Origin of the sequence: Phocaeicola vulgatus ATCC 8482 (assembly GCF_000012825.1) — a bacterium.
Lineage (GTDB): Bacteria > Bacteroidota > Bacteroidia > Bacteroidales > Bacteroidaceae > Phocaeicola > Phocaeicola vulgatus.
This window is the reverse complement of sequence record NC_009614.1, coordinates 1003595-1024331: the sequence shown is the minus strand read 5'-3', so window position 1 is coordinate 1024331 and position 20737 is coordinate 1003595. Positions and strand designations below refer to the sequence as shown.

The 20737-nt window shown below is 41.1% G+C and carries 12 protein-coding genes; 11 read left to right on the top strand and 1 reads right to left on the bottom strand.

The window, feature by feature from the left end:
- Positions 1 to 12 precede the first annotated feature (12 nt).
- From BVU_RS03760 to BVU_RS03750, 3 genes are read left to right on the top strand one after another with little or no spacing between them, the layout of a single operon-like run.
- Positions 13 to 3150, top strand: coding sequence for a SusC/RagA family TonB-linked outer membrane protein (locus BVU_RS03760; protein WP_011964882.1), 3138 nt, complete (start codon positions 13 to 15; stop codon positions 3148 to 3150).
- A 28-nt stretch (positions 3151 to 3178) separates the two neighbouring features.
- Positions 3179 to 5125: a RagB/SusD family nutrient uptake outer membrane protein gene (locus tag BVU_RS03755; RefSeq protein WP_011964881.1), complete on the top strand. Its 1947-nt coding sequence runs from the start codon at positions 3179 to 3181 to the stop codon at positions 5123 to 5125.
- Positions 5126 to 5157: 32 nt separating this feature from the next.
- The gene (locus BVU_RS03750; protein WP_229095257.1) at positions 5158 to 7095 is read left to right on the top strand and encodes a sialate O-acetylesterase; all 1938 of its coding nucleotides are present in this window, start codon (positions 5158 to 5160) and stop codon (positions 7093 to 7095) included.
- Positions 7096 to 7107: 12 nt separating this feature from the next.
- Here the strand turns inward: BVU_RS03750 and BVU_RS03745 are convergent, their stop codons facing one another.
- Positions 7108 to 8004 carry an AraC family transcriptional regulator gene (locus tag BVU_RS03745; protein ID WP_011964879.1) on the bottom strand — a complete coding sequence of 299 codons (897 nt, stop codon included), beginning with the start codon at positions 8002 to 8004 and terminating at the stop codon, positions 7108 to 7110.
- Positions 8005 to 8191: 187 nt separating this feature from the next.
- Between BVU_RS03745 and BVU_RS03740 the strand changes: the two genes are divergently transcribed.
- The 8 genes from BVU_RS03740 (at position 8192) to BVU_RS03705 (ending at position 20200) form a co-directional block, all read left to right on the top strand.
- Positions 8192 to 10348: an alpha-galactosidase gene (locus BVU_RS03740; RefSeq protein ID WP_041174512.1), complete on the top strand. Its 2157-nt coding sequence runs from the start codon at positions 8192 to 8194 to the stop codon at positions 10346 to 10348.
- A gap of 895 nt (positions 10349 to 11243) precedes the next feature.
- A complete protein-coding gene (locus BVU_RS03735) occupies positions 11244 to 11834 on the top strand; it encodes an RNA polymerase sigma-70 factor (protein WP_005850675.1) in 591 nt (196 codons plus the stop codon).
- A 60-nt stretch (positions 11835 to 11894) separates the two neighbouring features.
- Positions 11895 to 12893 carry a FecR family protein gene (locus BVU_RS03730; RefSeq protein ID WP_011964877.1) on the top strand — a complete coding sequence of 333 codons (999 nt, stop codon included), beginning with the start codon at positions 11895 to 11897 and terminating at the stop codon, positions 12891 to 12893.
- 156 nt (positions 12894 to 13049) lie between these two features.
- Positions 13050 to 16346, top strand: a complete 3297-nt coding sequence (locus tag BVU_RS03725) for a TonB-dependent receptor (RefSeq protein ID WP_005850680.1) — start codon at positions 13050 to 13052, stop codon at positions 16344 to 16346.
- A 30-nt stretch (positions 16347 to 16376) separates the two neighbouring features.
- Entirely contained in the window at positions 16377 to 17819 is a 1443-nt protein-coding gene (locus BVU_RS03720) for a RagB/SusD family nutrient uptake outer membrane protein (protein ID WP_011964875.1), read from the top strand.
- Between the two features lie 32 nt (positions 17820 to 17851).
- Positions 17852 to 18889, top strand: coding sequence for an alpha/beta hydrolase family protein (locus BVU_RS03715; protein WP_011964874.1), 1038 nt, complete (start codon positions 17852 to 17854; stop codon positions 18887 to 18889).
- Positions 18890 to 19122: 233 nt separating this feature from the next.
- Positions 19123 to 19953 (top strand): porin, encoded by an 831-nt coding sequence (locus BVU_RS03710; RefSeq protein WP_011964873.1) that lies wholly within the window; start codon positions 19123 to 19125, stop codon positions 19951 to 19953.
- Complete coding sequence (locus BVU_RS03705) at positions 19934 to 20200, top strand: hypothetical protein (protein ID WP_041174402.1); 267 nt, start codon at positions 19934 to 19936, stop codon at positions 20198 to 20200. The genes BVU_RS03710 and BVU_RS03705 overlap by 20 nt, the downstream gene beginning before the upstream one ends.
- Positions 20201 to 20737: the final 537 nt, after the last annotated feature.

The following is a 20737-nucleotide window of genomic DNA, read 5'->3' as shown; positions in this document are numbered from 1 at the left end:
AATAATAATAGTATGAAAACAGTAGTAAATCAATTGAGAAGATACTTGTTAAGTATCTTGTTAGTATGCGCTTGTATATATGTGGATGCGCAAAGTCGTGCCCCTATAGTAGGACGTGTTTCAGATGTAAAAGGAGAATGGATGATTGGGGTATCTATTTTAGAAAAAGGTACTTCAAATGGAGTGATAACCGATATAAATGGGCAGTACTCCATCAGTACATCATCGGCTCAACCGACATTGGTAATTTCGTATATTGGTTATAAAACTCAGGAAGTGAGGATAGGAAAAAAGAATGTTGTTGATATTGTATTGGAGGAAGATGTTTCGGCATTAGATGAAGTTGTGGTTGTTGGATATGGGGCGCAGCGTAAAGTTTCAGTAGTTGGTTCACAGAGCTCTATTAAAATGTCTGATATTAAAGCAGCAACGGGAGATATATCTTCGGCTATTGCCGGACGCATTCCAGGTGTGGTGACTATTCAACGTTCAGGAGAACCGGGTAAGTCTGGTTCTGAAATATGGATTCGTGGGATTTCTACGTTCACGTCTTCCTCTCCGTTAGTATTGGTAGATGGGGTGGAGCGTACTTTTAATCAACTTGATCCTGAGGATATTGAATCGTTTACTATCTTAAAAGATGCTTCGGCTACTGCTGTTTATGGTGTTCGGGGTGCGAATGGTGTTATTTTGATAAAGACAAAGCCAGGTAGAGTGGGGAAACCCCAATTCTCTGTGGATTATTATGAAGGGGTAACGATGTTGACCAAACAGGTAAAATTAGCTAATGCTTATCAATACATGGATGCTGCCAATGAGGCATATGGCAATGACCATTCTGGACAGGTTCTTTATACACCTCAATATATTGAAGCAACTAAAAAAGCGAATGGCTTGTTGCCAAATGATAATCCGAAAATGTATAATCCTTATTTGTATCCGGCAGTAGACTGGATGGATGAACTGTTTAGAGATATGGGGCATAACCGTCATGCCAATATCAATGTCCGCGGCGGCTCTGTCAATGCCACTTACTATGCATCATTGTCTTATTACAATGAAACCGGTTTATTGAAAACAACTTCAATGGATGAACAGAACTATAATATCAATACGGATTATAATCGTTTTAATTTTACTTCGAACTTGAATTTGAAGCCGACGAAGCGGTTAAGTATTGATATGGGGGTCAATGGATACATTGCAGAAACAAATTATCCACAAGAAGATTCGGGTACTTTGTACGAAGCAGCTATGGCTATTAATCCTGTTTATTATCCTACCTTAATGCAAAATGGAAGCATTCCCGGGATAGATGGTAATAACTATAATCCTAATCCTTACGGTATGCTTACTCGTCGGGGCTATAGAAATGAATATAATTCAAAGATTTATACTAACTTACGTATTGCTCATGACTTGGACTTTTGGAATTGGAGCAAGGGCTTATCTGTAACTGCGACGTTGGCATTTGATACATGGACTGGACGTACGTTGAAGTACAATAAAATGGAAAGTACCTATTGGTATGCAGGTTCTAAGGACCCGAATACCGGATTATGGAATAATGATGTATTTAATGAAGACGGGACCTATCGTTTGAATCAAATTTATATTAGTGGTGACGATCAGTTGAATTATGGTGGAGGTGATACCGGTAGTGACCGTAGCATTTATTTTGAAGCTTCATTGAACTATGATCGTGCTTTCGGTTTGCACCGGGTAGGTGGCTTGTTCCTTTATAACCAGAAGACTTATCGTAATACTACTGGAGGCGATATGGCTTCTACATTACCTTATAATAGCCAAAGCATTGCTGGACGTGCCACTTACTCTTGGAATGACCGTTACTTTGCTGAATTTAATGTAGGCTATAACGGTTCGGAGAACTTTATGCCAGGCAGACGCTTTGGGGTATTTCCTGCTTTTGGTGTGGGATGGGCTGTCTCAAATGAAAAATTTTGGGCACCAGTACAAAAGTATATATCTTATTTGAAGTTGAGATATACTAACGGTTGGGTAGGTTCAGATGATGCCGGAGCACGTTTCTTGTATGAAGCAACCATGGGAGGTGCGCAGGATTATTATTTTGGTGATTGGCGTAGTCCTGGAGGATGGGCGGTTTATACTTATGGTTCCAATGTTACTTGGTCAAAATCACATAAGCAAGATTGGGGTATTGATATTAAGTTTTTAAATGACCGTTTGTCTGTCACGATGGATTATTTTAAAGAACATCGTACAGGTATTTTCTTAAATCGTCAGACATTGCCTACTTATTTAGGTCTATCTTCTCTTCCGAAAGGTAATTTGGGAATTGTTGATAATAGTGGATTTGAATTTCAGTTAGAATGGAATCAGCAAGTGAATGATTTGGTTTCGTTTACTTTGCGTGGAAATGCTTCTTGGAATAGAGATAAGATTATTGAGAATGATGAAGCGCCGAAACCTTATCCTTGGATGGAAAAACGAGGCACTAATGTGTTCTCACAATGGGGTCTTATTGCTGATGGCTTGTTTACTAGTGAAGAAGAAATTGAAAAGCATGCCACACAGTTTGGTCAAGTATACATAGGTGATATTAAATATCGCGACTTAAATAACGATAAGAAAATTGATTCAAATGATATCTGCCGTATTGGTCAAGGAACTATTCCTAAATATAATTACGGATTCGGCTTTGATGTGCAAATTGGATATTTTTCGGTAAGTGCCTTGTTTCAAGGAGCGGCAGATGTTACTACTTGCCTTTCGGGAAATTCAATTATTCCATTTTCAAGTCAGGCTGGTATAGATAACTTGTTTGATAACATAGAGGATCGCTGGTCTCCTGATGATCCTACTAATGAAGATGTATTTTATCCACGTTTGCATTATGGTAACTCAAATAATAGTAATAACTACCGTGCTAGCACATGGTGGTTAAGAAATATGGACTATTTACGGTTGAAACAGTTTAATATAGCTTATAATCTGCCGGAAAATACGTTAAAATCAGTTGGTGTAAAAGGTGCTAGAATTTATTTGATGGGAACTAATTTGCTGACTTTCTCTAAGTTCAAGCTATGGGACCCGGAAGTATATTCCAGTAATGGAGCAGCTTATCCGAATGTAATGAGTTGTTCTTTGGGAGTGAATTTTAGTTTTTAAGCAAAGATGAAAACAATAAAAAAAGATTATGAGAAATATAGTTAAAGTAAGTGTTGCTGCTTTAGGACTAATGTTAGGTTTGAGTTCTTGCGATAGTTTTTTTGCCGAAATGCCGGGAATACGGTATGATATTGAAATGAGTTTTAAAGATCAAGTGAAGACAAAGGCTTTTTTGGCAAATGTATATAGCTTTGTTCCGGCTGAATCAAGAGAAAAATATTATTGGGACGGAGAGTACCATGGCGGTTTTTGGACTGTTGCTTCGTTAGAAGGACATTATACATATGATTGGCATTCATCACACGATGTTGCTCGTGGAAAGGTGGATGCATCCTGTGGACAGTTTCAGTATTTTTATCGAGAACTTTACAAAGGAATAGAACGTGCCTCTACGTTTATTGCCAATGTGGATAATTGTCTAGAAATACCAGAAACAGAACGTGTCAATATGAGAGGGCAAGCACGTGCATTGAGGGCTTACTATTATTTTTTATTGATGCGTATGTATGGACCTGTGCCTTTACTGGGTGAAAAACCTATTCCGGTAGATGCGCCACTTGAAGAAGTATTGCGCGAACGTAGAACAATAGACCAATGTGTGGATTTTATTACTAAGCAACTTGACATAGCATACTCAGAAGTAGCTTGGCAACGTGCTATAGGAGTAAATAAGGGTAGGGTAGATAAAGCCTTTTGTAAAGCTTATAAAGCGAAAACATTATTGTTTGCTGCCAGCCCGTTGTTCAATGGGAATCAAGATATGGCTTCTTTGAAAAACCATGATGGTACCCAATTAATTCCTACCACAGAAGATGCCCAAAAATGGGAGATTGCAAAAAAAGCTTATCAGGATTTCTTGGGAGAGTTTGACCAAACAATATTCAAGTTGCATACTGTGAATACAGCAGAGGAGAAAATAGATTTCTATGAGTCTTATCGCCAGGCAACTGCCGGTGAAAAATTTACTGACGAACTTATTTGGTTCCGTGAAGGAAAGGATATTGAGCGCAGTTCTGATGTGACACCTGGACACCGTCATGTGAATAATGATGCGGTCAGGGGAGATATGGGGCTCTCTACTACTCAGGAAATGGTAGATATGTATTTCACCAAGAATGGCTTAAGAATAGATGATGATCCTGAGTATCAGAAATTTGAGTATACGGGAATTCCATCCGCCGAAATGTATGGGTGGCCCGAAGACTATAATGATCCGTTAGTGCCTTCACGTAATTATTTTTTAAAGAATGATAACATGGTTTTGAAACAATGGATTAATAGGGAACCTCGTTTTTATGCCAATATTACTTTTAACGGTTCTACTTGGTTGAATACAAGTACTGAATTTGGTAAAATTACAACGGATTTGACCAATAATGGAAATTCCGGCTATGAAAAATGTTTGGATAATGCACCGATGGGTGGATATGGTATACGTAAGATGGCTAGAGAAGATAGAAGACAGGAACTCTATTACAATATCTTGCTCCGCCTGGCAGAAGTTTATTTGGATTATGCTGAAACATTGAGTGCTACGGGAGATTACAAGGAAGCAATGAAATATGTCAATAAAGTACGTCACCGTGCAGGCATTCCAGAATATGGGGTGGGACAGGATGATAACGGTTTCCAACGTATTGCCTATCCTGAAAATCGGGAAGAGGTAGACAACCGCATTCGCCGTGAGCGGACAGTGGAATTGATGTTTGAGTGGAATCACTACTTTGATGTGCGCCGTTGGAAGGTTGCAGATATGGCAGTGGGCGACGGATGGGTTTATCCTACTTATCACAAAGGTGGAGAAGGCGGCGAAGTGCATGGCATGAACTATCGGAGCGATGCGCCTGCATTCTTTGAGAAAGTGGTGTTTGATACCCGTAAGTTTGAAAAGAAGAATTATCTTTTTGCCATTCCGCAGGAAGATATTCTTCGTGTAGAGAAGTTGGTTCAGAATCCGGGATGGGGAATTGAATAATCATGTTTATATTTATGTGGAAATGTATATGTATGGCTGTGGCACTCTGGGGTTGTACCGGAGTGTTACAAGCAAAAGTCGTATTACCTTCTGTTTTTACAGATAACATGGTATTGCAGCAAAAAACGGATATCACGTTTTATGGAGATGCAACAAAGAATAAACAGTTGACCGTTAAAACCGGATGGAACGGAAAAGAGTATTATACGGAGGCGGACGGACAGGGAAAATGGAGTTTGAAGATTCCTACCCCGGCAGCCGGAGGACCTTACGAGATCACCTTCTCCGACGGCAAGAAACTGCAACTGAAAAATGTAATGATAGGCGAAGTATGGTTCTGCTCCGGACAATCCAACATGGAAATGCCGGTAGCCGGCTGGGGAAAGGTAATGAACTATGAACAGGAGATAGCAGAGGCGGCTTATCCCGCCATCCGTCTGTTTCAGGTGAAGAAGAATACCTCCTTGGCTCCACTCAAAGAAGTGGAATCTACCCTGGGAGGCTGGCAGGAATGCTCATCCGCTACGGTGCCCGAGTTCTCCGCATTGGCTTATTTCTATGCCCGTGCGTTGTGGAAAGAACTGAATGTCCCGATAGGAGTGATTGACTGTACATGGGGAGGCACGCCCGCCGAAGCATGGACGAGCCATGAAACCTTGCGGCAAGTAATGGGCTTTCGGGAAGAAATGGACAAACTGGAGCGGCTCGGCTTTGATCCCAATCGGATGGAACAAGCTTACTCGGAAGAACGCGCCCATTGGCAGTCCCTGTTCACCGAAAAAGACAAAGGAATGGAGAACGGCAAACTTTGTTGGACGGCACCTTCCTTGAGTGAAGAGGACTGGCAGACCATATCCCTACCCGGTTATTGGGAGGGCAAAGGACTTAAAGATTTTGACGGCATCATCTGGTTTCGCCGTTCCTTGGAAATTCCTGCCGAGTGGGCGGGAAAACCGCTTACGCTGCGACTGGGGATGATTGATGATGAAGATATTACTTATTTTAATGGGGTGGAGATTGCCCGAGGGGCAGGTTATATGACACCGCGTACTTATACCATTCCTGCAAAATTAGTGAAGGCTGGTAAGGCGGTTCTTGCTGTTCGTGTTTCTGATTTTGGTGGAGAGGGCGGTATTCATGGCAAGGCGGAGGAACTTTATGTAGAAGCTGATGGAAAGCGGATCTGTTTGGCAGGAGATTGGAAATATCGTATCGGACTTTCTTTAAAAGGGTTTCCACCCGCACCGGTTTCTCCCATTCAAAGTTCCAGTTACCCTACGGTGCTGTTCAATGCGATGGTCAAACCATGGACTGCTTTTCCCATTAAAGGAGTAATATGGTATCAAGGTGAAGCCAATGTAGGCCGTCCGGAACAATATGGGGATTTGTTTCCTGCTCTCATTACGGATTGGCGCCGGCAATGGCGGAGTGATTTCCCCTTTTATTTTGTACAATTGGCTAATTTTATGGAATCCAAGGAAATACAGCCGGATTCCGAATGGGCGGCTTTGCGTGAAGCACAAACTAAAGCATTAAAACTTGACCAAGTTGGTATGGCTGTGACCATTGATATTGGTTTGGCTGATGACATTCATCCTAAGAATAAGCAAGAGGTGGGACGCCGTTTGGCCTTGGTTGCCCTGGCCGGTAGTTATGGAAAAAATGTTTCCGGTTCGGCTCCTGTATTCCGGAATTATAGAATCAAAGGGGATAAAATGGAATTGGATTTCGGACAAAAGCAAGATGGATTTCAGATTAAAGGTACAACTTTAAAAGGCTTTACCATTGCAGGGCCGGACCGTGTGTTTTATCCGGCAGAGGCGATGGTCCAGAATGGGAAAATTATAGTTTTTTCTCCTGAAGTTTCTATCCCTCTTGCTGCACGTTATGGCTGGGCGGATAATCCGGATTGTAATTTGTACGGAGAGAACGGCCTCCCGGTTGCTCCTTTCCGGACCGACTGTTGGTAGATGGCGTAAGTCTTAACCTTTTTTCTTCTCTTTGTAAGCTGATGGAGGCACTCCCATCGTCTTAGTGAATAACCGGGAGAAATAAAGAGAATCCTCATAGCCTACCAAGGGACTTATTTGGTTAATTTTCAGGTTGGTAAAATCCAGGTAATGACAGGCTTCCTGTATTCTGAGATAGGTAAGATATCGAAGAGGAGAGGAGCCTGTCTTTTCTTCAAACAGATTAGAGAAATAGGAAACCGAGAGGTTTACTTCCGCAGCGATATCTGCCAGACGAATGGTCTTGCTCAAATTTTCTTGCATGAAATGAATCGCTATTTGCACTACATCTTTGTTTCTGTAACTATTGCGCATAGAGCCACAATCCCGATATTCGCCAATAAATTTCATGGAACCTAAAAAATGGAAGAGACTAGTAGTGGCATAAAGCATATAATTTTTGCTATATCCGAAACTGATGGACGAGTAGATTTCTTCGAAGAGTACTAATCTTTCTTTGATTCGTGAATCCTCTTGTGGAGTGATGCTTTTCGGACGGTCAAAACCGGCACTGAAAAATGCAGCTTTTGTTCCATTGAAATGGATCCAGTAAATAGTCCAGGGATTTTCCTCATTACTGCCATAAGCGTGTGCTTGGTGTTCGGGTAGAATGAAAAATTGGTTGGCGGTAACTGCATATTGATGTTTGTCTAACTCGAACCACCCTTCTCCTTCCATACAATAAATGAGGATAAACTCGGTTACTTCCTCGGTGTCGCGTTTCCGGTAATGAAAATAGGCATGAGGATAATATCCTATATCTGTGATGTAAAGTTCACTGCCTAACGGATCTTGCTTTAATTCTTCAATCAGAAAAGCAGGAAGTACGATAGCGCGTTCTCCTTTAAATCCATCTTTAATTCGTGGCATATATCCATGTATTAGAATTGGATAACAAAGATAGCATATTTCCTTGATTTTACCTACAATACAGGCTTGATTTCGATGATTTTGAGGGTATAAGCGTCAAAATTCTTATTTTATGGCGCATTTGAGTAGGGATTTTTGAGCTTCTCTCTCTATTTTTGCACTATAATTTTAATCGATGAATAATACCATGAAAGAAAGATTGCTCTTCTTGATATGTTTTTTATGCATATCATTTATGTTAAAGGCGGCGGATAAGCCAGTAATTAAAATTAGTACAGAAAATGTAGACCTTATTTACCGGGTTGGTGATAATGGACGTCTATATCAAAGTTATTTGGGAAAGAGGTTGAATCATGCTACAGATATTGCCCACTTGCCGCAGGGCAGCGAAGCATATCTTACTCATGGCATGGAAGATTATTTTGAACCGGCTATTCATATAGTGCATAATGACGGCAATCCTTCTACTTTGTTAAAATATGTATCTCATACTCGGAATCAAGTGTCGCCGGGGGTAGATGAAGTAGTGATTACTATGCAGGATGATAAATATCCTGTAACTGTAAAACTTCATTATGTGGCTTACCAGAAAGAAAATCTAATAAAGACTTTCACTGAAATCAGTCATCGGGAAAAGAAACCTGTGCAGCTTCATAAGTACGCGTCTTCCATGTTGCACTTGAATCGTGCCAACTATTTCCTGACTGAATTCTCGGGAGACTGGGCCAGTGAGGCGCATGTGAAGGAACAGCCTTTGGAATTTGGCAAGAAAACGATTGATACTAAATTGGGAGCACGTGCCAATATGTTCTGCTCTCCTTTCTTCCAACTTGCATTGGATGGAAAATCAGAAGAGAACCAAGGTGAAGTGTTGGTCGGAACATTAGGATGGACAGGTAATTTCAGTTTTGTATTCGAAGTAGATAATAAGAACGAACTGCGTGTTATTTCGGGTATTAATCCGTATGCTTCGGAATATAGTCTGAAACCGAATGAAATCTTCCGTACTCCCGATTTTTATTTTACTTACAGTTTTAAAGGTAAAGGACAGGCTAGTCGTAATTTCCATGATTGGGCCCGTAAGTATCAGGTAAAGGATGGGAACCAGACTCGTATGACTTTGTTGAATAATTGGGAAGCCACCTATTTTGATTTTGATGAAGCGAAATTGGTGAAGTTGATGGATGATGCAGTAGAACTGGGTGTGGATATGTTTTTGTTGGATGATGGTTGGTTTGCCAACAAGTATCCGCGCAGTGGTGATCATCAAGGGTTAGGTGACTGGGATGAAACGGCTGACAAGCTTCCTCATGGCATTGGTTATCTGACGGAAGCCGCCAAGAAAAAAGGTATAAAGTTCGGTATCTGGATTGAACCGGAAATGGTGAATCCTAAGAGTGAGTTGTATGAAAAGCATAAAGACTGGGTGATTCATCTTCCGAACCGTGACGAGTATTATTTCCGTAACCAGTTGGTTCTGGATTTGAGTAATCCGAAAGTACAGGATTATGTGTTCGGAGTTGTGGACAATTTGATGACAAAATATCCTGATATCGCTTTCTTCAAATGGGATTGCAATAGCCCTATTACAAATATTTACTCTGTTTATTTGAAAGACAAGCAGTCACATTTATATATTGATTATGTGCGTGGCTTGTATAATGTATTGGAACGTGTGAAAGCAAAATATCCTGATCTGCCGATGATGCTTTGTTCCGGTGGCGGTGGGCGTTCGGATTATGAGGCTTTGAGCTATTTTACAGAATTCTGGCCTAGTGATAATACCGATCCTATTGAACGTTTATTTATTCAGTGGGGATTTTCACAGGTGTTTCCAGCCAAGACAATGTGCGCTCATGTTACCACATGGAATAAGAATAGCAGTGTGAAATTCCGTACGGATGTGGCTATGATGTGCAAACTCGGTTTTGATATAAAATTAGCGGATATGAGTAAGGATGATGAAACTTATTGCCGTACTGCTGTACAGAATTATAACCGTTTGAAACCGGTCGTTCTGGAAGGCGATATGTACCGTTTGGTATCTCCTTATGGCAGTAATCATACCTCTACTATGTATGTGGGCAAAGATAAGGATAAAGCAGTTGTATTTGCTTTCGATATTCATCCCCGTTATGCGGAAAAAATATTGCCGGTGCGTTTGCAGGGGCTTGATGCAGACAAAATGTATCGTGTGAAAGAAATCAACTTGATGCCCGGAGCCAATTCTTCTTTATCAGGCAATGGTGAGGTTTTCTCTGGAGAATTCTTGATGAATGTAGGATTGAATCTATTTACTACACAGCAACTCAACAGTCGTGTAATTGAAGTAGTAGCTGAATGATTAGGGATTGATTGTATATAATTTAGTGTATTGCCTTCATTATTTGTTTTTATGAATGATGAAGGCAATTTTCTTTTCTATAGATGAATGATATTTGATCGGTTTGATTATGAATCATAGAAGATGCCGTGACACATGATAGATCTTCAGGTGTCATCGTTATATATGTTACACTTGTAAGATATATAATCTTTCGGGTTTAGGTTCTATATCAGAGCGGACTGTTACTTGTTAAGAAAAAACATTCATAGCCTCCGGAGGTTGGAACAGGGGACTAACAAGTTTGTTCAAGCAGGGCTGTTGCAGGGGGCGGGTTTTATATCTTGGGGGAGGTATATATTTATATATAGGCTCCTTCACATCCAATTTCCCTTCCGTACCAGAATATTTTTTACTCAGAAGACAGATCTGACCTTCTGAATTACATTAACCTGCGCACATCTACAATAATCAACTTTTTCTTGAACAGTCTGTCGTATCTTCATGTCCATAAATAAAATGAAAAAGGAAAATACTGAAGTTTTAACTCTGGATCATGGTAGTCCGCTTTTTACCGTTATTGGACGATGATTAACGAATGTAGCCGTACCGATAAAGAATTCCTCGTAAATAGGACGGAAACCAAAGCATATGAGATGGGTTTGTTTCTTTCGACGAAATCAAAGGCCGGTCATGATTGCGTTCCATCATGGTAATGATATTCTTTGTATATACTTTGTTTATAGATGTTGAATTGATGTCTTTATGTGTGATATTTGTCTTCTTGTGTAAGATATTTTAAAAATCAAAAACAAAACGAACCGTTTTTTTTGAGAAATCTAACAAGAGATACCCACATTTGTACTATCTTTGTAATAAGTTGGTCTTTTAAGAAAACTTGGGAAAAGCATTTATTATGAATCAATATCCGGATTTTGACCAAAAGTTATATGACGATCTTCGCCGTGGTAAAGAGTATGCCTTTGCTGCTGTCTTTGACCGTTACCATCGGTTATTGTACACCATAGCCTATCGTTTTTTGAAATCGGAAGAAGAGGCGGAGGACGCAGTTCAGTATCTTTTTATGAAATTGTGGGAGCAGAGGGAAACTTTTAGTTTTGAGTCGGGTATTCGCAGTTTGTTATTTACTATCTTGAAGAATTATATACTGAATGAATTGAGGCATCGCAATCTGGTATTTGAGAAGTTGTATGAAATGGCCCAACAGGTGAATGATGAGGACGAAGATGCTTTTTTAACCCGGTTTGAACATGGTGAACTCAGAAAATCCTTGCGGGTTGCCATTGACAAACTTCCTCCTCAGAAACAAAAAATCTGCTTGCTGAAAATAGAATATGGGTTATCCAATCAAGAGATTGCCGACAGGATGGGCATAACTGTTCCTACAGTGAAATCTCATTACACACAGGCTATAAAGGCGCTTCGTAATGCGATTGAATCTTTGATTATGTGGTTTCCTGTAATATGGATTTATTTAATAGACTGAAATGCACTCATACTTTTATCGGAGTAGGGTGTTATTATAAATATACGAAAAAAATAGATTATGAAGATAGATGAATCGGTGATAGATAAAGTACTTGACAACAAAGCTGCTCCTGGAGAAGCTCGGAAAGTTGCCGGTTGGTTCGTTACGGAAGAAGGGCGTAAGTATTTGTCTGGGCGATTGGACCGTGAGATGGAAGAGCTTGCAGAAGAGATGCCGGAAGATGTTAGACTTCCTTCTATTTCCGGCATGAAGATGAAACAGCGGTTTATGAGTGAGATAAAACGTGAGCGTGGAAGGAGATCGGTCGGCCGTAAGTGGATGTGGGTGGCGGCTGTATTGTTACCATTTGTTCTCTTAAGCGTTTCTTTGTTATTTTTGGTGAACCGGACGGGGATTTTCTCTGAAACGGAATATGCTGAAATAAGTGTTCCTTATGGTGAACAGATGCGGGTAATTTTGCAGGATGGCAGTATTGTACACTTGAACTCGGATTCCCGTTTGAGGTATCCCAAGCAATTTGGATTGTTCAATCGTACGGTGGAGCTTTGGGGAGAAGGGTATTTTAATGTTGCCAGAGATGAAAACCGTCCCTTTAAGGTGGATTTGCAAGGGGTGGAAGTGAGAGTGATCGGGACCAGATTTAATGTAAAAGCATATGCTGCCGAACCCAATATTTGGGTAACTTTGGATGAAGGAGGAATTCTTTTCAGGGATCATAATGAGAAAGAGTACAGGCTTGTTCCGGGGGAGAGTGCGGAATATAATCGTCAGTCGGGGAAATGCCTGATTTCCCGCCCGGATAATATGGAGCAGATTTCGGCATGGCGTTCCAACAGCCTTAATTTTTATCTGACTCCGCTTAATGAGATTATAAAGGTGATGGAAAGGCATTATGACGTTCATTTTATTGTGAAAGATTCTACGGTACTGAAGAACAGGTTTACTTTGTCAACAGGAAAAGTAAACGCGTCGGATGTACTCTATGATTTGGAAACTGTTTCTAATATCTGTTTTACGGAGGTGGAAGACGGTCTGTTTGAAGTAGGCACCAAATAATGGGAACTATAAAGGTAAATGTGGAATAGATGTGAGTGAATACACTTGCATCTATTTTTTTTGAGAAAACGAAAAAAAGGACTCATACCTTTTTCTGGATGATGTGTTAGCCTATATAAGAAATTCTTTTGTTTCAAACTAATACTATTGATGAAAATGAAAGCAAGAACCAAAATGAAGACATTACTGCTGTTGGGAGTCCTTTTATTTGGCTTTACTGTTTCAGCACAGTCGCAAAAAGTCTCTTTAGATTTTAAGAATGAGAGGGTGGAAAAAGTTCTGGCATCTATTAAAAGCCAGACCGGTATGAGCTTGGTTTTCAGTGACCAGTTGGTCGATGTGAATCGTAAGGTAACCATGCAACTCAAAGATGTCACACTGAAGGAGGCATTGACAAGACTTCTTTCAGGAATTAATCTTACTTTTGAAATCAGGAATAACAAAATCTATTTTATTGAGAAGAAAGCTGTCTCGCAACCCGGTTCTAGAAAGAAAAGAGTGACGGGAGTGGTGAAAGATGTAATGGGAGAACCTCTGATTGGTGCTAATGTTGTGGAAAAAGGCAGAAGTACCAATGGGGTTATCACCGACTTTAATGGGAAGTTTACGTTGGAAGTGGACGAATCTGCTTCGTTGGTTGTGAGCTATATAGGATATTTGGCACAAGATATTCCGACAAAAGGGAAAGGGGATTTTCATATTATATTGAAAGAGGATACCAATACGTTGGACGAAGTGGTCGTTACCGGATATGGAGATTTCAAGAAGGCAACTTATACTGGATCAGCTTCTGTTCTGACTACAGAAAAGCTGGAGGCTTTACCTGTTGTCTCCGTGGGGCAGATGATTGAATCGAATATACCGGGCATCAGTGTGGTTGCCGGTACTTCTTCGCAGCCCGGTGCGAAAACAACTTTACGGGTACGGGGAGTTGCTTCCATGAATGCTTCTACCGAACCTTTGTATGTATTGGACGGAGTACCTATTCCATCTTATGACTTGAGTAACTTTACCAGTATGTCCGAAGCGGGAGGAATGGGATTCATTGAAACGCTGAATCCGGCGGATATTGAGAGTATCACCGTTTTGAAAGATGCGGCATCTGCTTCATTGTATGGTGCGAAAGGTGCTAATGGAGTCGTGCTTATCACTACCAAAAAAGGAAAGGAAGGCAAGCTTCGTGTCAATATGGCGGCGAAATACGGAATCACAGATTTCGCTTATACATATCGTCCGTTAATGGGAGGCGAGGAAAGAAGGGAATTAATTCATGAAGGATTGGTTAATTTTCAACTGGATAAGGGAGTAAGCGAACAAGAGGCACAGCAGTATGCGGATGCGAATATAGACCAGTATGCCAAACGCTTGCCTCAAGGATATTCGGACTGGGAGAGTGCTTTATTTAAGACAGGTTATCAACAGGATTATAACCTGTCTGCCAGTGCTGGCAACCAAAATTCCAGTTTTATCGGTTCTTTGGGATATACTAAACAGACGGGTGTTTCCCTGAATTCAGAAATGGAGCGCTTTACGGGGCGTGTGGATGCAAGTAACAAGTATAAAAAGGTGGAATTTGGAATGAACGCTTCTTTTTCGTGGACAAAGAACGTTCATTTACCCGAAGGTAAATTTTATGGAAGTGCCATTTATGCATCAAAAGTGAATCTGACGCCTTCTACTCCCATTTACAATGAGGATGGGACCTATGCCAGCGGGTATCGTGAAAACAATGGGTATAATCCGATATTGGAGGCTGAGGTGAATGATTATTACGCTCGGACGGTACGTGCTATGGGTACGGCTAAAATAGCTTATAATGTTTGGGATAACTTGAAGGTATCCAGTGTGTTTACGGTAGATTATTCGTTGACAAAGGACTTTTTCTTTCAGTCTCCGGATGGACGTGATGGAGCAACTTATCAAGGACGGGGACGTATGCAGATGACTGACCGTATACGTTATACTTCACAGAACAATTTAACTTACTCCAAAACTTTCGGCAAGCATTCTGTCAGTGCGGTCACGGCTTTCGAGGTGATGAAGTATGATTATGAGGATTTGTATGCTGCAAAGAAAACTTACGGGCAGGATATAAACACTTCTTTAGGAAATGCGGCCGATCCGATAGATGCTGACCAGAAATTGCAGGAAGATGCATTAATGTCCTATGTGGCCAGTGTGAACTATTCTTATGATGATAAATATTATGCCAGTTTCAGTTTTCGCAGGGATGGCTCATCCCGCTTGTCTCCCGATACTCGTTGGGGTAATTTCTGGTCTTTGTCCGCTTCATGGAGACTTTCTCAGGAAAGGTTCATGCAGCCGTTGAAATCAGTATTAAGTGATTTAAAACTTCGTGCTTCCTATGGGGTGAATGGAAATCTCCCTTCTTCATATTATGGTTATCAGAGTACTTATACCACGGGGGCGTTTTATAGTGGGAAACCTTCTCCGTGGGAAAGTACATTGGGGAATGAGGAACTCACCTGGGAGAAGAATTATGCACTGAATTTGGGACTGGATATCGGCTTGTTCAGTCGTGTGAATGTTTCTTTGGATTGGTACACGCGTACAACGAAAGACCTGTTGATGAGCAAGCAATTGAATTCCATCAGCGGATTTTCTTCTCTGCTGACCAATGTGGGGCAGATGCGGAATACCGGTGTGGAACTTGAAGTTCGTTCCAATAACATCAAGACGAAAGATTTCAGCTGGACTACCGCCTTCAATTTGAGCCATAATAAAAATAAGATTCTGAAACTGGCAGATCTGCCTTGGTTTGTGGATGGCAGGTATGTACGTAAGGAAGGTTATCCATTTAATACTATTTATCTGCGTGAGTATGCGGGGGTGGATCCTGAGACCGGAAGTGCCTTGTATTATGATAACCAACAGGATGAGAATGGCAATTATACAAAAAATAAAGTGACCGATCCGGGGCAGGCAAGTCCTATTCCGTTGAAAGATATTACGCCTACTATATCGGGAGGTTTTATGAATACCTTTAATTATAAATTCATTGACCTGTCATTCAATCTATCTTATAGTTTCGGTGGTTATTCGTATGATAATGCATCCTACATTCTGCAAGATGATGGTTATTCAGTGATAAGCAATAAAAGTACCGAGCAACGCCGCCGTTGGCAGAAACCGGGTGATATAACGGATGTTCCCCGTTTTGTATATGGGAATAAAAAGGGGGGTAACTATAATTCTTCACGTGCCATCCATTCTACGGATCATATTCGTCTGAAAAGTCTGATATTGGGATTGAATGCTCCTAAAGCATGGTTGCAGAAATTAGGAATAGGGAATGCCCGTATTTATTTCTCGGGTACGAATTTGTTGACATGGGCTGCATACGACCAATATGATCCTGAAATGAGTGGGGTGGTAGGATTCTACACGCCTCCGTTGAAAACTTATGCTTTCGGACTGGAACTTAAATTTTAATCATCAATTACACTAAAAAACAGAACCATTATGAAGAAAATACTTTTTATTTTAGGATTCGTTTCACTGCTCGTTGCCGGTTGTAGTGATTTCTTCGATACAGCTCCCAGCAATAAAATTCCTACTACGATGGCTTTCCGTACAGTAACCGATGTGGATAATGCGGTGAACGGATTGTATGATCTGATGTCGGGCTCCGGATATTACGGGGCTGCTATGTTTGCCTATGGAGACATGAAAGGAGATGATATGCAGAGTTCTGAGGAAAGTGGGGTATGCAATACATGCTATATGTTCAATCATCGTCCTAATAGTTTGAATGCCGGTTCATTGTGGGGACGACCTTTTTATATTCTTCGTGAGGCATGGAATATTCTGAATGCTATTGCCGAAGGAAAAATTGAAAGCGGGGATGAAAAGAAGTTGAATGCTTTGAAAGGCGAGACGATGGCGGTGATTGCGCTTTGCCAGTTTGATCTGACTCGTTGCTTTGGCTATCCTTATACAAAAGATAAAGGTGCGTCACTGGGTGCTCCGTTGATAGACCATTTGGTGGGAACCTATGAGAATCCTCCCCGTTCTACTGTTGCTCAGGCTTATGATTTTATTATAGAAACGTTGGAAGAGGCGGTTACATTGATGTCCGAAGAGAAAAATAACGGACGTATGAATAAGTATGCGGCTCGTGCATTGCTGGCTCGTATCTACTTGTATCATGACGATAACCGGAAAGCATTTGATTTGGCGGACCAACTGATTAAGGATGCGGATACATCGGGAAGTTATGCACTTTATCCGCATGAGAAGTATGTGGCTGCCTGGTCGGTAGAAGCCAAGTTTGGTTCAGAATCGTTTTTTGAGATAGCCAATAGTGTGGATGATACTCCAGGACGGGATTCATGGGGATATTTATTGAATTGGTATGGCTATCAGAAGGGGTTTGTCACTCAGAAATATGCGGAGCAAATGCTGGCTGATCCCGGAGATGTGCGCGGGCATTTGCTGGAGGAGAATAAATATGCGGGGAAAACGGTATGGTGGTTGTACAAACTGAGAGGGACGGACCTGAAGACTGCACCGCTGGAATGTAACAATGTGGTACTTCGTCTGTCCGAGGTGTACCTTATTGCCGCTGAGGCTGGTTGCAAGTTGGGCGGTGATGCTGCGGTTCAGGGACTTGGTTATTTGAATGAGATTGTGAAGCGGGGCAATCCCGATAACGAAGTGACAATGGCTGACTATACCTTGGACCGTGTGTTGGATGAGCGAAGTAAGGAGCTGGTAGGTGAAGGACATCGTTTCTTTGATTTGCTGCGCAATGGCAAGACTATTGTCCGTAAAGGAGGATATCATCTTCCCAGTGTGGACGAAGAGGTGGATTGGGATTTTTACAAGTGTGTGCTGCCGATACCTGAAGACCAGTTTATCTTTAGTCCTGAGATGGAACAGAATCCGGGATATCCCAAGAATTGACATGCTATTAATCATTATTTAAATATATACGTATGAAAAACAGAATAGTAATATTTGTGGTATTTGTGTGTTGCTTATGGACTATGCCGGGAATAGTACGGGCGCAGTTGTCTGTTCATCAGTTTGACCAGTTAATGAAAAAGATTGATGATGTCCTGTGGTACGAGAAAGTGGGTGATATTGCCCATGTAGATAAGGTGATATTATGTGGACCACCGCGTTGGAAGGAGTCCAATCCCACTTCGATGAGTGCCGGTAACGAACTTAAATTCAGAGCATACATTTTTATTCCCAAAAGTGTGAAGGAAAACAAGAAATATCCGTTGATCGTATTTCCTCACAGTGGGGTACATGCCGATATGGACACCTATTATGCCCATATCATCCGTGAGCTGATAGCGCAGGAATACATCGTGGTGGCAGCGGACTACCGGGGAAGCACCGGATACGGAGCGGGAACATACAATAATATAGATTATGGTGGATTGGAAAACGAAGACGTGTACATCAGCCGTAACTATATGGTGGATAATTTCGATATTGTGGATAGTAGTCGTGTGGGTATCATGGGATGGAGTCATGGTGGTATGATTACACTGATGAACCTTTTCAATTATCCGGGACAATATAAATGTGGTTTTGCAGGCGTTCCGGTTTCGGATGTAATCATGCGTATGGGGTATGCCAGCGACAGTTATCGCAAAATCTTCTCGGCCAAGAATCATATCGGGCAGACTGCCAAGGACAATATTGCGGAATACAAACGGCGCTCTCCTGTGTGGCATGCGGAGAAGTTGAAAGACCCGTTACTTATCTATACTAATACCAGTGATGATGATGTGAATGTAGTCGAGGTGGAATCAATGATCCGTGCCTTGAAAGCAGAAGGCAAAAAATTTGAATATAAGATATTTGAGCGTGCTCCCGGTGCGCATAGTTTTGATCGGTTAGATACTTATGAGTCAAGCAAGATTCGTCTGGACATTTATAAGTTCATGGGGCGTTACCTGAAGCCCAATAAACCATTCGGTTCAGTGAAAGAATTGCGTAAAGCAGCTTATAAGTTCTGATAATTAACTTGGTGACAGGATAATGGAGGGCTGGTTGCTTCATGTAATGGGGCAACCGGCCTTTTTATGACTCTTCGGATGGATAAAAATGAGTGAATATTCATCTTGTATAAAAGATAAGTGGAAATATGGATAAAGTGTACGGATAATAAGTGATAATTAAACTTTTTGAATAGCTTGGCGGCTTGTTAGCTTTTAGAACGTAGTTATACATTGGTAATGAGAAATAGATCATGAAAAACACACGCTTATTATTTGTTATTTGGATGTTGTTCTTGGTTTTACCTCAGGGGTATTCACAAGAGAAAAAGGAAGATTCATCCGTATTGGGGCAAGTGAACGGCTTTTTGAGTAAACATGTGAAGCTGACTGCCTACGGTCAGTTCGGTTATAGCTATACGGACTGGAAAGACTTGGATGTGAGGCAGGCGGACAATCAGTTTTTTGGAAGGCTGGGGATGCTGATCCTTTCGGGAGATATCACGGATAAACTGTCGTGGATGGTTCAGTATGAACTGTTTACTTCACAGCTGCTGGAACTCTATGCTTGTTACAAACCGTATTCTTTTTTTCAGGTCAAGATAGGTCGGATGAAGACCTGTTTTACATTAGAGAACCAGATGTCACCTTCGGTTTATGAAACGGTAAACTTCAGTCGTGTCATTGAGCGTCTGGCAGGTTTCAGTGGAGATGTATGTGGGAACCAGGGTGGCCGTGATATGGGTTTGCAGGTGGGTGGTGAGTTGTTCAAGACCTCTGTCGACGATTATTTTCTGGAATATCGGGCAGGTGTATACAATGGTTCCGGACTCAGCATGAAAGATCATAATGATGCAAAGGATTTTGCCGCATGGTTCACTGTGCAGCCTGTCAAAGGATTGAAGATGGGTGCGTCTGCCTATATCGGAAAATTGAATGATGATTATACGGTGGTAAATGATGAAACGGGGGAAGAAACCATTTATAATACAAATATGAAACGTAACCGCATGGCGCTGAGTACCTGTTATCAGACCCATCGGTTGACTTGCAGGGGGGGAATATTTGTGGGGAAAAGATGGTAGTATCAACCGCAGAGTTTTTTATGCTTTAGGATATTGGTTTGCCATTCCCTCCCGATTGGCGGTTGTGGCAAAATTGGAACGCTATGAAGCTGATACGGCAGTTTCTGATTCAGAAATGATTTATACAGTGGGAGGCGCTTATTATATAACGCCGAAAACGCGTATCATGCTGAATTATGCGCATTTTAGTTATGAAAAGAGTGTTTCTGTCAATGAACTTTGGGCGATGTCTCAAATAGGTTTCTGATAGTACAATATGCAATGTTTGTATTGTGTCTTTTTATACCTTGTCGTGTTTTATAGGTTGCTCAAAGTCATAAAGACTTTGGATGTTAGGTCTTTTTCTATATTTTTTTTCACTATTTCTGAAAGTAAATATTGAATCTTTTGACTGAAATAGTGAGAGCGTGAAGCAGAACTTGGCACAAGATTTCACAGAACTTGGTGCAGGATCCGGCAGAACTTGTATCAAGATTCCAGATACTATGGTAGGGAAAAATACAGCTTTTTGAAACCGGACAAGGATCCTTGGACAACCTTTCCCCATAATTATCGGGTAAGTCTTCATCTCTACTATTTGTCTACTGCCCTGTAAACGAGGGCTTAAAGCATAAAAAAAGCAGTTACATTTTACTGTAACTGCTTTAAAGTGAAAAACTTACTTTGGTGGTGCCACCAGGAATCGAACCTTTTATTTCGGTTTATTCTAAATCCCTGATTGACTGCACATTTACTACTTTGTCTTTTATGAAAGCCATTGAATTAGCACTACACTAAATTCATC